Source organism: Rhizobium leguminosarum (assembly GCF_019798305.1).
Classification (GTDB): domain Bacteria; phylum Pseudomonadota; class Alphaproteobacteria; order Rhizobiales; family Rhizobiaceae; genus Rhizobium; species Rhizobium leguminosarum_U.
On the sequence record NZ_JAAXDD010000001.1, the window covers coordinates 453,105 to 467,321 of the forward strand.

Here is a 14,217-nt window from a genome sequence, read left to right on the forward strand (position 1 = left end):
CTCCGGCAACAGGCACAGCTCGACGACCAGTCGCTAGAACTGAAATATTAGTGCATCTAACATTTTTGTGAACCCCAAAAATGATCAGAGCTTGTCAACCGGCGGCTTGCGTCGCCATGCCATGCCGCGGGTTCCAATAATGGCTGCGCCAATGATGACCGCCGCACCGATCCACATCTGTGCGGCAGGAACTTCCGAGAAAAATGAGAAGGCCATGAGGGCCACCACAGGCAGCCGGAGAAAATCGAGGGGCGCCAGGACGCTCGCAGGCGCCATGCCGAAGGCACGCGTGATCAGCGTCATGTTCAGTGCGCCGAGGGCTCCTTGCATAGCAAGCAGCCCGAGTTGGCTCCAAGTCGGCATTGACCAGACCGGCAGCATGAGGATCACGCCAAGCGGCACCGTCGCTATCAGATTCCATGCAACCAGCCGGTCGGCACTATCCCTCAAGGCCATCCGCCGCAGCATCAATTGGCTGGCCGCCGTCAAGACCGCTCCTGCCAGTGCGAAAAGCAGCCATTGGTCGAAACCGGACGCTCCAGGGCGAATGATGATCATGACGCCGATAAAACCTGCGACAATACCGGCCACGCTGGAGATGCCGACATGTTCCTTGAGCACCAGCCAAGCACCCAGAACGAGAAACATCGGCATGGTAAAATTGATCGCCGTGGCATCGGCGAGTGGCGCGTGCGCAAAAGCGATGAACAATGCGACCAGTGAGGCTAGCTTCAGACCCGCACGCACGACATGCAGAACACGATAGGGTGAGGCTTTCAGGTCAACCCGTGAGACGATCCAGGGCGTGACGACAAGAAGCCCGAAAAACGACCGGAAAAAGCCGATCATCAATGGATGCACGTCACCGGCCAGTAAACGCACAATGACTGCGTCGAAACTATTTAAAAAAGCGGCGGCCACCATCAAGCAGACGGCAAGTCCTGTGCGACCAGGCTGCATCACGCTTCTGACCGAACAAAGGTGAACCCTGCTATATCGGCTATTCGATACGGCAGTGCGTTGAACCGGCAATCCATGAGAAATAAAGCCTTCCTGGCGTGTCTGCTAATCTCCCACTCCCACGGTTTGCCGCAGCGGAGACCACTCGTTCTCACCCGGGACTGGCGGCATCCGCTATCCCCCAGCGCGGATTAACGGCTTTATCTCAATCCATCGGCCGCCGTCCAAATGACAGAGCGCATTGCTGACGGGGCCGCCCTCGCTCACAGTTAGAGCATGATGCCGAAAAGTGTGAGCGGTTTTCGGACGACATCATGCTCCAACTATTTAATTGAGAACAGGATTCAAATTTTTGGCCGAGCCGGCCTAAAGCCATCCTGTTCTAGTGGATCACTCCGTTCGTCTTCGCCCGGTTCGAGAACTGGTGGACGAGCATGATGCCCTGCTCAAGGAGCAACTCGGCCGCCTGCAGATCGCGGGGCGTCATGTCCCCGGATAGTCCGCGAATCGTATTGGCGACGCAGATGGAGTTGGCAACGAAGCGGGTGTCGCCCTCACCTTCCGCCTCCTCGGCCGTTGCTTCCAAGGCATCGGCGACGGTGTCGAGCAGGCTCGAGCGTTCGACAAGCGTCATGTCGTTCAGAGTTTTGGAAATGCCGTTCATGATTGTCTCCTCGCGCGTGCTCAAGGCGGATCGCAGCTCGATCTCTCGATTTCAGTCATATGGCGGTGACTGTCAGATAGGATGGCTGTCTTCAGAAGCAACTCATGGCTGCCACGCACCTCACGCATGAGTGAAGCGAGATCGGACGGCTCAATGAACAATTTCGAGCCGATCATTCCAGATGCGTCAGGAGGTCGGCAAGCATCGGTCGCTGCCCTTTCAACAGCTTTATGGCTGCGTCGGGCGGGGAAAACCACCCCGCCCGATCGACCTCAGGAAAGCTCTTTACCTGGCCCGACCGTGGTGGCCATTCCATTTCGAATTGGCAACTTTGTTTCGCATTCACGTCCAGTATCGGATCGGCTTCGATCGCCCACGCGACAACTGTCTTTCCGCCGGGTTGTCGGTATTCGCCCAACCGTGCGAATCTGCCATCGACTGCGAAACCCAGCTCCTCGGTAGTCTCCCTAATGGCCGCCGCGAGCTCATCTTCTCCAGGCTCGATCAGCCCCTTCGGGATCGACCATGCAGCCTCGTCTTTCCCAGCCCAGAAAGGGCCGCCCGGATGGACGAGAAGCACTTCGATGTCTCTGGAAACGCGCCGGTATAGCAGAAGTCCGGCGCTGCGGATTGCCATCGCGATGTGCCCTCTTGTGCATCAGGAGGCCAGGCATTCCTCACAGATGCCGCAGCCGTCATCGTCCATCCACCGACGCCGGCGCTTACAGCAAAGGCAAGCACGACCATCCGGTTGTTCCTTTGTGTCTTCCGGTGGAATAATCTCGATCGTCGTGTCGATTTGAGTGTCGGCCACAAGCTCCGCCATCTCGTTGCTCCATCAGTCTATTCTAAATAAGATAGGAGCGGCGATCGATACCGGCAAGCTCTCAACGCAGGTCGGAGCGGTAAATGGCATGCCGAACCACATTCGGCGTTCTCAACATCGAGTGCTGGGCCTTCTTGCTACAAGTGATATAATCAAATTTCGGTCGTCCACGCGGACGATACGACAAAGGAATTATTCCATGGGAGACCAGAAACGCCCGCTGCAACCAGGAGAAACCGCCCCCGCCTTCGCACTCGCCACGGCCAACTTCGACGGAACCGTCTCTTTCGCCGACTTGAGCGGTCGTCCGTTCGTGATCGGGTTCTTTCGCGGGCTGCACTGCCCGTTCTGCCGGCGCCAGTTAGAACAGCTTGCCGGCGTACAGCCGACCCTGCGCGCCGCCGGGGTGGAGACCGTGGCCGTTATCAATACGCCGGTGGAACGTGCCCGCCTGTATTTCCGCCACCGGCCGACGCCAATAAAGCTTCTGTGTGACCCGGACTGCCGCACGCATCGAGCCTACGGTGTGCCGCATGGCGAGTTCCTGCCCGAAAGGAGCTGCGAGCAGCCCAAATGGCCCTATGGTGCAACGATGGCGCAGTTCCAGGCGGCACGCATCAACCCCACGGGCGAGCTGCCGGAACCGCTGCACCCGATGGAAGCCAACACAGTCCTCAACGCCAAGGACGGCTTCGAGCTTGATGAAGTCGATATGGCGATCTTCTCGAACCACCCCACCCAGCTCGTCGGGCACTTCCTGGTCAATGCGAACGGCACCATCGTCTGGTCGCAAATTGAGGCGCTGGACGGACCGAACAGCCTTTGCATCTTCCCAACCGCGGCGGAGATAATCGCCGCCGCCGGCAGCCTTGAACGCTGACCTGCAGCGAACCATTCGCCGGCGTTGGCGAACTCGTCTCGGGACCTGTCATCAGCTTGACCTCCACCGTTCCGCCAGTCCGTCACGTTAGACTGACCTCAACCGCTTTTCGCTTTTTGCGTCGAACAGATGCAGTTTGCTGAGATCTGGGGCAATGACGATCTGGTCGCCGGCGTGGAGATCAAGGCGCTCTCTTACCGTCGCAACGAGGTGATCGGCGCCAAACTTCGTTGTTATCTGGATCTCAGCACCAGTAGGCTCAACGAGGACGACCTCAGCGGTAGCAGGACCTTGTCCGATTGTAAGATGTTCAGGGCGAATGCCGTAGATAATCTGCGCGCCGCGTTCCAATGACGCTGCTTCGGGCAGTGGCAACCTACCTCCGCCGTCCGCGATCAACTCCAGCGGCCCCGAAGTGCTGACCAGGCCTCGAATAAGGTTCATCGCCGGCGAACCGATGAAGCCCGCCACGAAAAGGTTTTCCGGCCGGTCGTAGAGGTCGAGCGGCGAGCCTATCTGCTCGACGAAGCCGTCCCGCATCACAACAATCCGATCGGCCATCGTCATCGCCTCGATCTGATCGTGAGTGACGTAAATGGTCGTTGTCTTCAGTCGCTGATGCAGTTGCTTGATTTCGGAACGCATCTGCACCCGCAGCTTCGCGTCCAGGTTCGACAATGGTTCGTCAAACAGGAAGACCTGCGGATTCCTGACGATGGCACGGCCCATCGCCACCCGCTGGCGTTGGCCACCAGACAGGTTTCTGGGGTATCTGTTGAGCAGATGCTCGAGCCCCAGAATTTCAGCGGCCTCCCGAACACGTTGCCTGGTCTGTTCCTTGGGTGCTTTCGCCAGCTTCAGCGAAAAACCCATATTCGCCTCGACGGTCAGATGGGGGTAGAGCGCGTAGGACTGGAAAACCATCGCGATATCGCGTTCTTTTGGCGCGACATTGTTCACGACCTTGCTGCCGATCGATATCCGGCCAGCCGAAATCTCTTCGAGGCCGGCGATCATCCGCAACAATGTCGACTTCCCGCACCCGGACGGACCGACCAGGATCACGAATTCGCCGTCTCGGATATCAATATCCACCCCATGCAGAACCTCGAAGTGACCGTAGCTCTTGCGGGCATTCGCCACACTTACTGACGCCATAACTTTCTCCGGCTAAATGTTGATATCTTCGGGACGCAGCCGCTCGTCTGACGCGGCTGTCGATTGCTCATTAACTTGCCGCGGCGGCTGAATAGGGTGCCAGTACCGCGTCGACCGCAGCAAGGCAGAGCTCGCGGGCCTTCGGAGCGACCCGCTTCGACACCACGTCGGAATAGAACCGGCCGAGATATTGGCTGATCAGAGTTTCGGGGATTTCATCTGGAAGCCGGCTGAACAATTCGCCGACTGCGGCGGATGCACGAGGATCCGGCCAGTAATAGCGAATTCGATCGCTATAGCTGAAATGCCGTTGCAGTCGCTGCTCATCGGGACTGCCGCCATAGTGGCCCGCCCAGCTTGCCGGTTGCTCAACCATCATTTTTTCCATGGTCGACACCAGTCCGGTTCGTTGCGTCTTCCCTGCAAGTGCATCGGCGATCGCATCGAGACCGTACAGCGCTTCGCGCAGCGCGAAAGTCAGCCCTGGTCCGACCTTGAGGATTGCAAAGCCGCCGTCAACGAGAGCAGACAAGGCTTCGGCCGGTTGGTAGTCGGTGGAGTGGGCTTCGAAGACCAAGCCGGGCATGTCGTCCAGCGAACGAATGAGGCTCTTGGCCCGTTCGGGCTTGTAGAGCGCCACGTCCGTGTTGCCAAATTCCACGCCCGGCTGAACCACGATCCCAATGACCCGCTCCATCGCCGACGTCAAACCTGCTTCGGCAAACGACGCCCGGTGAACCGCAAGGGTTTTCATCGCCGCATCGGCCCGCGTGATTTCAATGTCGTCGAGCGCGTGCGTTGCACCACCTGGAGGCGGCACCTCGGTTCCGATGATATAGACCGGCGGACGGCGGCCTGAACGAAGAGCGGCCTCCTCAGCGGCCTTTGCCAATCGAGTGGCCCGCGCCGCGGTCAATTCGTCATCGAGCGCCGTTGGTTCACCGGCACAGCCCATCGACGTGTCCAGGTGAATCTTTTCAAAGCCTGCCTCGACATAGGCCGTCACCATAGCCGCGGCGCGCAGCATTGCCTCCTCGGCCGCCAATTTTCTCCATGGGTTGGGACCGAGGTGATCGCCTCCCAGGATGATGCGTTCGGCTGGAAAATCAGTCGCTGCGGCGATGTCCTCGATGAACCTGCGAAAGTCTGCCGGCGTCATCGCAGTATAGCCGCCCTCCTGATTAACCTGATTGCAGGTGGCTTCGATGAGGACCGCCCGGTGCTCCATGCCGGCACGCCGAAGGGCTGCCTCGATGACCAGTGGATGCGCCGAGCAGACCGAAGTGACGCCATGGGGAAAAGGCAGGTTCCGGGCACCGAAAAGCTTTCGCAGCGCGATCTGCCGGTTCTCTTCGATCGACGTCATGCGAGCGTCACGACCTTCGTCAGGTGACGGGGAGAAACCGTATCGATTTGCCGAGCCTGCGCGGCCCGTTCGCCGAGGACCTGCAGCGCCGGAAGGACAACGAGACCCGCAAGCGACAGATCGACATCAACGGCGAGTTCCAGATCGCCTGGACCACCTACACCGATGACAACCGCGCCTTTTTCTCTCAGTTCTCCCACCAGTTTCGTCTCCGCCTCCCTCTGGTCGGAGCTGTAGAGCATGACCGCAACCGTCTTCCCGTCAACGAGGCTGATCGGCCCATGCCGGTATTCCAGCGGGTGGAAGGCCTGGGTCATGATCTGGCTCATTTCCATCAGCTTGAGCGCTCCTTCTAGGGCGACGCCGAAGAGCGGCCCACCACCGAGAAAGACGAAGTGCGACCGGTCGGCGATAATTCCAGGAAGTGCGGCATCGAGAGCGCTTGCGAGCTTGCGGGCGGAATTCACGACAGAGACAGGAACCTTCTGCCCGATCATCTGCAAACCGAGAAGGACCATGAGGCTCGCCGATACCGTCATGACGATCCCTTCGTCCGGATGGGTTTCGGCCGCGACCATCCGATCGCAATTTTTCGCCAGAGAGCTTTCCGGTTCGACGGTGATCGCCGTCACGAAGGCGCCGGCGGCGCGGCTTGCCTTTGCTGCGGCGACTGTCTCTGTCGTCTCGCCGCTCCGGGAAAGTGCGACGACGTGCGTGTTGCGCCACTCCGGCCAGAAGGCCGAGGGGCGGTTTTGCCATTCGGCACCGGGCACCGCGATTGCCTTGCGTCCGGCCATATTGGCATAGGCTGCCAGCGAGAGTGCAAGATTGAAGGATGTGCCGCAGCCGACGAAAACGAGCAGCTCCGCCCTATCGGCAGCTGAATTCGAGCCGATCGCCTTATCCCAGTAGGGAAATTGCTCGAAAATGACTTTTTCGGTCGTGTTCATGAAGTCTCCGATTATTTGACTGAACCAGCCAACAGGCCGCTGACGAGGTAACGGTTGAGGAAAATGACGACGAGGGCGGGGATGACGATGGCGATCGAGCCGCTCGCTGTGATCAGGCCGTAGTCGATGAAGTTCTTCGTTACGAATTCCGGAATCAGAACCGTTAGCGGCTTCGTCGCCTGCGGTGAAAAAATGAGCGGTACGAGATACTGTCCCCAGGCACCCAGAAACGTAAGGATTGACGCTGCCGTCAGACCCGGTCCGGCCAACGGCAGGACGATGTAGAAGAAGATGTAGAGCCGGCCGGCTCCGTCGAGTTGGGCCGCTTCCTCCAGTGCGATCGGAAGAGCTTCGAACACGCTCCGCAACAGCCAGAGCGACAGGGGCAGGAAGGCCGAGACGTAGATCAGCGAAACACCCAGATAGGTATCGACGAGATGAAGCTTGATCATGATCTGATAGAGCGGGATCAAGACAGCGTAGGCAGGAATGGCGAGGGTCGCGACGACAGCGACAAAAAGCGCTTTGCGGCCGGGAAACTGCAGCCTGGTGAACGCGTAAGCCCCAAGAGAGGATATCGCGACGCAAAGCAGCGTAGCAGCGATCGATGTCACCACGCTATTGAGCAATGCGGCACGGAACTGTTTGAACACCTCCACACCCCCGATCCGGGCGATATTGATGCCGAGCAGCCGCGAGTAGTGATCGAGCGTAAAGTGCTGCGGAAAGAAGTTGATCGGTCGGGTCGAAAAGTCTTCGCTTGGCGTAACCGAACTCGCGATGGTCCAGTAGATCGGCCCCAGAGACCAGATCAACAGGACGACGACACCGGTCCAAATCATCATTCTATAGGCAATAGTGGATCTCATCAGTCGAACCGTGTGTTGCGATAGACACGAAGGACGTAGACCAGCGAAATCAGCAGAGACACGAGAGTGATCACCACCGATAGCGCCATGCCATACGAGAAGCGGAGATTCTGGAAGGTTTCGAGGTAGATCTGGACGAGCACCGGTCGGGTCTCGACGCTGGCACCCGCCAGAACCCAGGCCTCGTCGAAGAGATTGAAAGCGTTCACGGTTGCGTTGGTCATGGCGACAGCGATCGCACTGCGAACCAGCGGCAGGGTTACCCATCCGAACATCTGAATGCGCGTGGCCCCATCAATCCGCGCAGCCTCATAGAGATGAGCAGGGATGCTCTGCATAGCGGCAAGGACGATAACGATCGTCAAAGGCATCATGCGCCAGACGTGGACCACCGTTACGGCGACGATGGCGCTGGTGCGATCGTTGAACCAGACGTGATTTTCGAAGGGGAGCCCGAGTGCCGAAAGAATGCCGTTCAACAGACCCGCGCCCGGTTGATAAATCCAAAGCCAAATGACCGAGTTCACAACGCCGGGCAGAGCCCAGGGCAAGATCACCGCTGCGAGAACCCACTGCCGCCCGACCTTGATCTGATTGATGAGAGCGGCTGCAAGAACGCCGAACACGGTTTCGGCGGTGACAGCCAGAACAACGTACATGAGCGTGTTGCTCCAGGTCGTCGCGAGCTGGCCATCCGACAGCATTCGGCTGTAGTTCTCAAGACCGACGAATGGCGTGCCGGCCTGCATGGGGTTGACCCTGTGCAGGCTGTCCCAGACGGTTCTTCCCATCGGGTAGAAGACCAAAGCTGCCATCGTGAGAACGATGGGCGACACCAACAGCAAGCCGAGTGTGGCGTCGGCGTTGAAGCCGACCCCACGCTTGCTCGTGGCCCCTTCGGACGCCAAAGCGGTCATTGCGCCATCGCCTGCTTGGCGGCGGAAGCGATGGCCTGCATCGCCTGGTCGACGCTCATCTCTCCCTTGGCAGCGCTATTGATCGCTGTGTTTACGCCGCTGGAAAATTGCGGGTACCAAGGCGGCGTGCCCTGCGGGAACAGCGGCTCAACCGTCTTCGACTGCGCCACCAAAGCGTCGCCGCTGTTCAGCTTTCCGGACTCGTTGAGTTCGGAAAGCGCCGACGTGCGTGTCGGCAGGAAGCCGTTCACGGCATTCTTCTTCTGGAAGTCCTTGCTGGTAAACCATTTGACGAAGGCAATCGCCGCCTCCTTGTTGGGAGAGACGTTTGGAATAGCCAGCGCTTCCGGAAGGCCGAAACTGCGCGTTTCGCCGCTTGCCGTCGGCACGAGGATCGCCTCTACCTGGCCGGCGACTTTCGACTGCTTGGGATCGTTCATCTGGCCAAGACGACCAGGCTCGCCGGAGATCATGATGCTGGTGATGCCCTGCCCGAACATGCTCTCATTGATTTGGCTGTCCTTCAGGCCGGTAGACGCCGGATCGACCAGCCCTTCCTTGAGGAGCATCAACTCGAAAGCAAGCGCCTTGTAACCAGCCGAATCCGGCGAGGTGAAGAGCGGATTGAAGTCCTTGTCGAAGAGTTCGCCACCGAAGGCCTTGGTCAGCAGGTACCAACTCGTTGACGCGCCTTCGGTCGCTGAAACCGGCAGGCCGACCGGATACTCGACAATACCCTTTTCCTTGATCTTCTTGGCTGCAGCGACCAGGGCGTCCAATGTTTTCGGCATCTCGGTGATGCCTGCATCCGCGAAATGCTTCTTGTTGACGAGCATCACCCGGAAGTCGTTGGTGTAGGGAATTCCCAATAATTTGCCGTCAACCGTGAAGATCTTGGCAACGCCGATATCTTTCACCGTATCGGCGTCGATCACGTCGTTGAGCGGCATATACCAACCGGCCGCGCTGAACTGACCGGTCCAGGACCAATCGAATTCGGTCACATCCGCTGGCGCTGTACCGGCAACCAAGGCTGTCACCAGCTTCGGGCGGATGTCGTCCCACGACAGGGTCTGCAGATCGACGTGAATGCCGGTTTCGGCCTCGAAGTCAGAGGCGATGTTCGGTCCCTGCGGCGATGGCATGAGCACCGTGATCGACTGACCGGCAAGCGGCTTGGCGTCCTGGCCCAGAGCGGGCATGGCGATTGCCAGGGCCGCCGATGCAAGTAGAGGCAAGATCAATTTATGCATGTTCCCATCCTTCATTATTCTTGAGCTCAATTACTGGGATGCGCAGTCACCGCCTTCGGCCGTGGCCACGATTTGCCCGAACCAGCCGTCGTCTAACGGCCAGTCGAGAAGTTGGGCGGCAGCCAGGAGCGCGCCGCCAATCGGGGGAAGTTTCGGCAAAGCCGGAGGCCTGCCAATTCGCCGTTCAATCGCCTTCAAAAGAAGCCGGCTTGAAAAAGTACCGCCAGCATGGGTCCAGTCGGCATCCGGATCACAATGGCCGGCAATTGCCGCATGATGCTTCGCCAGTTCATCGGCGGCCTGCTCGATCAACCCGATCGCCCCTCTGTCGCCGCCAAGTGCAACCTGATCGACGAGGGCCGAAATTGCTGCAATGTCCGCCCGTGGGTTCGCCAGGGAGCTGGCCCAATCACCGAGCCCATTCATGGGATTGCTCGGGTCGATGCCAAGGTGGTCAAACAAGGCCTTTGCGAGAGCTGTTGCGGGAGCACGCCCGTCCAGGCTTTGGCTGACGAGATTGAGCGCCCTCTGCCCGATCCAATGACTGCTGCCTTCGTCACCGATGAGATCTCCCCAGCCGCCGGTGCGCGCCGACTGGCCTTTGGAATTACGCGCCCATGCCATTGAACCGGTGCCGGAAAGAATGAGGATACCCGGCTCGCCAGCAAAAGCACCAAGGTGCGCCGCGTCGACGTCGTTGAGGACGCGCGGGTGGACGTTTGGGAACATGCGCTCGATCGCATCGCGCTGTAGAGCCGAGAGGCGCTCAACCTCGTCGTAGGCGGGCAGCGCTGCGGCGACGGCCGCCAGATTTCCTTCATCGCGAAAGGGAAGGAGATGCTGCTCCAGCTCCTGGAGCCAATTCGCATTGTCCATGGGATTGACGCCATGGCCGCGGGAACGCCGCAATATCCTGCCACGCTTGTCCGCAAGCGCAACCAGCACCTTGCTTCCGCCACCGTCGATGCCGAGGATCAGCGCGTCGCTCACTCTTTTACCCTCAGATCCGCGATTGTTGCGTCGATGCCGAAGTTGACAAGCTCGTCGCGCCAGTGCCGCGAAAGCCCGGAATCGGTAATGACTTTCGCGGTGTCCAGCGGCGCGACCTTGTAGGTCGCCGTTGTTCCGAATTTCGATGAATCGGCCAGGACGAAACGATGGGCCGACCGAGCCAGCATGCGCCGGTTGAGGTTTGCTTCCGCACTGTCCACGCTGTAGATCGCACCGTCGGAGCTGATGGCGCTGGCGCCAAGAAAGAGCTGGTCGAACCATAATGTTTCCAGCATTGCCTCCGCCTGGGGTCCGACAAGCGACGCATTCTCGCTGCGCAGCTGACCGCCGAGAAGCACTACTTCCAAAGTCGGAATATTCAGGAATTCCTGCGCTACCGTCAGGCCGTTGGTGAATATTCTGAGCGGCATGGGGTTGATGCGAACGAGGCGCGCAAGCTGCAGGACGGTGGTTCCCGCGTCGAGAAAGATTGCCGTATGCGGATGAAGCAGGTCGTAGGCCGCGGTGGCAATCGCCCGCTTGGCCGATAGATGGCGCTTTTCCCGCTCCTGAAACGCAACCTCAACCGATGATCCTTCGGCAATGCGCGCTCCGCCATGCACGCGATCAATGGCCCCCTCCTGCTCAAGGATCTGCAAGTCTCTACGAACCGTGGCAAGCGATGCCCCGATCGCATCGGCAAGAGCCTGGATGGTCGAAAAGCCGTTCGCATAAAGGTGGCTGCGAATGGCATCCAGCCGATCGACCTTTACTCCAACTGCTTGGCTCAACGAAAATCTCCCTCACGACCTACCCCAATTTCGATCACATTTTCACTTCAAGTAATCAGTGTCAATCAATTTTCTGACGTTTTATGATTTGTTGGGTGAGGCTCGAACGAAAAAAGACGCGCCGTGAAATCACGGCGCCCTAAAACGAATGAACTTCCATGTCCTGTGGCTGGCTTACCCGCGGGATCTCACTGATATCTCGGCAGCAAATCGCCGTGCGCATCGATCAGGTCATCGACAAGATTCCAGACTTGATCCGGTGACAATTCCGCAGACGTATGCGGATCGAGCAGAGCGGCTTGGTAGATGCGCTCGCGGTTTTTTGTAAGAGCTGCCTCGACCGTCAGCTGCTGAACAGAAACGCTCAGGTTCATGACGGCAGAAAGCTGAGAGGGGATCCGACCGACCCGGACCGGCTGAATTCCATTTCTGTCGACATGGCAAGGTACTTCCACGATGCATTCATCGGGCAAATTCTCGATCAAGCCGTTGTTTGGGACGTTGCCGTATATCAGCGCCGGGTTGCCAGTGACTGCGGCATGGATGATGCCGGCCGCATATTCGTTGCTGCGGCACACCTCGATCGGCTCGTCGCCTTCCAGTTCCTTGCGCAGGGCATGCCACTCTTTGATCTGCACCTCGCAGCGCCGGATGTATTCGTCCAACGGGATATTGAGCTGATCGACCAGGTCCCCTCGTCCCTCCTTGATGTACCAGGAGGTATACTCGGAGAAATGCTCGCTGGATTCAGTGACGAAGTGGCCGAGCCGCTTGAGCACATCGAAGCGCACCCGATCGTCCGGCGGAACGCGGCCGCCGGCGGCGAGCGCGTTCAGTCTCGGATAGAGGTCTTCCCGCCGTCCGTCGCTGTGAACTTTTTCATATTTCAGGAAGAAGGCGACGTGATTGACCCCGGCCGAAACATAGTTCACGTCGGCAATGTCCTCGCCGAGGCATTGCGCGAGATGCCCGGCTGTGTGCTGCACGCTATGACACAAGCCGACGGTGCGGATTTCCGGGGCCAGATCCTTGATCGCCCAGCAGTTGATGGCCATCGGGTTGACGTACTGCATCAGAAGAGCCCGCGGGCAAACCTCCTGCATGTCTCGGCAGATCGCCTCAAGGACTGGTATCGTCCGCAAACCGCGGAAAATGCCGCCGATGCCAAGGGTGTCGGCGATTGTCTGACGCAAGCCATATTTTTTTGGAATGTCGAAGTCCGTGACGGTCGCCGGCTTGTAGCCGCCGACCTGCATCATGAGGATCACGAAATCGGAACCGCGCAGCGCTTCCCGCCGGTCGAGCGTGGCGTCGATCCTGACGTTTGAAAGCTTAAGCGCGTCGCAGATCCGGCGAGCGACGATCTCTGACGTCTTCAGTCGCTCTGGATCGATATCGAAGAGGCTGATGACGTAGTCGCCGCCTCTCTGCGAAGACAGGACGTCTCCCAGAATGTTCTGTGCAAAAACGGTGCTACCAGCGCCTACCAGGCAAATCTTCGGCATTGCAATCTCCCTATCGGTTGTGATTGCTTATTGCTCCTCCTAGGTCAGAATTTCTTCCCGACATTGGCCTATTAATTCCGGAATTCGAGTCTTGCGCGCATGAACCATACCCAAAGCCGCGGCGAATGGATTGGATCCCGAGGGGAGTTCCTGATCGAGCGTCACATCGCTGATGCGATGGCCGCTCCGCATTGGCACGACCACGTTGAATTAAACCTGCTCATGGAAGGCCGGATGACCTACCTTTTTAATGGAAGGCAGGAACAGGTGGAGGCCGGCCGCCTGGTTTTATTCTGGGCCGCAATTCCGCATCAGACGATCGCTGTTGCCGAAAACGTGCCGCTCGTATGCCTCTACCTTCCCCTTGTCGATTTTCTGGGTCTGCCGGTGGACAGAAAGGCAAGGCAGTCGATCATGCAGGGGAGATTTCTGTCGCAGGGAAATCAGGAAGCGATGGATGCTTTGACCCTCCAAAGATGGGAAAAGGAATGGCAGTGCGGCAGTGCGGCAAGACGGAAACTGGTCGTGGAGGAAGCACGACTGCTAATACGACGTCTGATCCTGGACAATGCTGAAAGCGACAATTCGCCAACCCATGTCTCTTCGACATCGTTGGCCGGCCACGCGGTGCGACACGTCGAGCTGCTGATCGACCTCATCAATTCCCGCTACGCAGATCCGGTAAGCGTAGCCGATCTCGCCAAGCTTGCGGGAATGCATCCAAGCACCGCCAACAGCGCCTTCCGAAAGGTTCTGGGAATATCAGTCAACGAATGCCTGGCCCGACATCGGATTGCCCGCGCGATGCAGCTACTGACGGACACGGACGATCCGGTCCACCAGATCGGTTTTGACTGCGGGTTTGGTTCCAGCAGTCGCTTTTACGAGATTTTCAAGGAGCGAACGGGTACGACCCCCCGTCATTTCCGGGAAGCGGTGAACTCCAAGAACGCTCCAGCGCCCTGATGGGATTCAAACCGACGAAATAGAGATCGTTCTTGTGACCCTGGCCTCCGCTGCCGAAATGGCCGCCGATCGAGAGCGGAGTTGCAATTGACGTTTAGCCGCTACGACGCGCCACCCGGCAA

14 protein-coding genes are annotated in these 14,217 nt (G+C 58.8%); 2 read left to right on the top strand and 12 right to left on the bottom strand.

Annotated elements, in window-relative coordinates; translation table 11 throughout:
- Positions 1 to 84: 84 nt before the first annotated feature.
- The 3 genes from HFO99_RS02120 to HFO99_RS02130 all read right to left on the bottom strand — a co-directional run bounded on the left by HFO99_RS02120 (position 85) and on the right by HFO99_RS02130 (position 2,261).
- Positions 85 to 960 (bottom strand): DMT family transporter, encoded by an 876-nt coding sequence (locus HFO99_RS02120; protein WP_222358886.1) that lies wholly within the window; start codon positions 958 to 960, stop codon positions 85 to 87.
- Positions 961 to 1,342: 382 nt separating this feature from the next.
- Positions 1,343 to 1,624 (bottom strand): hypothetical protein, encoded by a 282-nt coding sequence (locus HFO99_RS02125; RefSeq protein ID WP_131663474.1) that lies wholly within the window; start codon positions 1,622 to 1,624, stop codon positions 1,343 to 1,345.
- 172 nt (positions 1,625 to 1,796) lie between these two features.
- Positions 1,797 to 2,261 (bottom strand): NUDIX domain-containing protein, encoded by a 465-nt coding sequence (locus HFO99_RS02130; protein WP_222358888.1) that lies wholly within the window; start codon positions 2,259 to 2,261, stop codon positions 1,797 to 1,799.
- Positions 2,262 to 2,649: 388 nt separating this feature from the next.
- Between HFO99_RS02130 and HFO99_RS02135 the strand changes: the two genes are divergently transcribed.
- A complete protein-coding gene (locus HFO99_RS02135) occupies positions 2,650 to 3,330 on the top strand; it encodes a peroxiredoxin-like family protein (RefSeq protein WP_222358891.1) in 681 nt (226 codons plus the stop codon).
- Positions 3,331 to 3,417: 87 nt separating this feature from the next.
- Here the strand turns inward: HFO99_RS02135 and HFO99_RS02140 are convergent, their stop codons facing one another.
- The 9 genes from HFO99_RS02140 to HFO99_RS02180 form a co-directional block, all read right to left on the bottom strand.
- Positions 3,418 to 4,488, bottom strand: a complete 1,071-nt coding sequence (locus HFO99_RS02140; protein WP_222358892.1) for an ABC transporter ATP-binding protein — start codon at positions 4,486 to 4,488, stop codon at positions 3,418 to 3,420.
- A gap of 70 nt (positions 4,489 to 4,558) precedes the next feature.
- Positions 4,559 to 5,854 carry a D-tagatose-bisphosphate aldolase, class II, non-catalytic subunit gene (locus HFO99_RS02145; protein ID WP_222358894.1) on the bottom strand — a complete coding sequence of 432 codons (1,296 nt, stop codon included), beginning with the start codon at positions 5,852 to 5,854 and terminating at the stop codon, positions 4,559 to 4,561.
- Positions 5,851 to 6,804 carry an SIS domain-containing protein gene (locus HFO99_RS02150; protein ID WP_003562434.1) on the bottom strand — a complete coding sequence of 318 codons (954 nt, stop codon included), beginning with the start codon at positions 6,802 to 6,804 and terminating at the stop codon, positions 5,851 to 5,853. Before HFO99_RS02150 ends, HFO99_RS02145 begins: the two co-directional genes overlap by 4 nt.
- An 11-nt stretch (positions 6,805 to 6,815) precedes the next feature.
- Entirely contained in the window at positions 6,816 to 7,649 is an 834-nt protein-coding gene (locus HFO99_RS02155; RefSeq protein WP_222359245.1) for a carbohydrate ABC transporter permease, read from the bottom strand.
- A 23-nt stretch (positions 7,650 to 7,672) separates the two neighbouring features.
- On the bottom strand, positions 7,673 to 8,590 hold the full coding sequence (locus HFO99_RS02160; protein WP_222358896.1) for a carbohydrate ABC transporter permease: 918 nt from the start codon (positions 8,588 to 8,590) through the stop codon (positions 7,673 to 7,675).
- Positions 8,587 to 9,843 (bottom strand): ABC transporter substrate-binding protein, encoded by a 1,257-nt coding sequence (locus HFO99_RS02165; RefSeq protein WP_222358898.1) that lies wholly within the window; start codon positions 9,841 to 9,843, stop codon positions 8,587 to 8,589. The genes HFO99_RS02160 and HFO99_RS02165 overlap by 4 nt, the downstream gene beginning before the upstream one ends.
- Positions 9,844 to 9,873: 30 nt before the next feature.
- Positions 9,874 to 10,833, bottom strand: a complete 960-nt coding sequence (locus tag HFO99_RS02170; RefSeq protein WP_222358900.1) for an N-acetylglucosamine kinase — start codon at positions 10,831 to 10,833, stop codon at positions 9,874 to 9,876.
- The gene (locus HFO99_RS02175) at positions 10,830 to 11,624 is read right to left on the bottom strand and encodes a DeoR/GlpR family DNA-binding transcription regulator (RefSeq protein ID WP_222358902.1); all 795 of its coding nucleotides are present in this window, start codon (positions 11,622 to 11,624) and stop codon (positions 10,830 to 10,832) included. Before HFO99_RS02175 ends, HFO99_RS02170 begins: the two co-directional genes overlap by 4 nt.
- A gap of 188 nt (positions 11,625 to 11,812) precedes the next feature.
- Positions 11,813 to 13,129 (bottom strand): alpha-glucosidase/alpha-galactosidase, encoded by a 1,317-nt coding sequence (locus HFO99_RS02180; RefSeq protein ID WP_222358904.1) that lies wholly within the window; start codon positions 13,127 to 13,129, stop codon positions 11,813 to 11,815.
- Positions 13,130 to 13,228: 99 nt separating this feature from the next.
- Between HFO99_RS02180 and HFO99_RS02185 the strand changes: the two genes are divergently transcribed.
- Positions 13,229 to 14,095: a helix-turn-helix domain-containing protein gene (locus HFO99_RS02185; protein ID WP_222358906.1), complete on the top strand. Its 867-nt coding sequence runs from the start codon at positions 13,229 to 13,231 to the stop codon at positions 14,093 to 14,095.
- Positions 14,096 to 14,217: the final 122 nt, after the last annotated feature.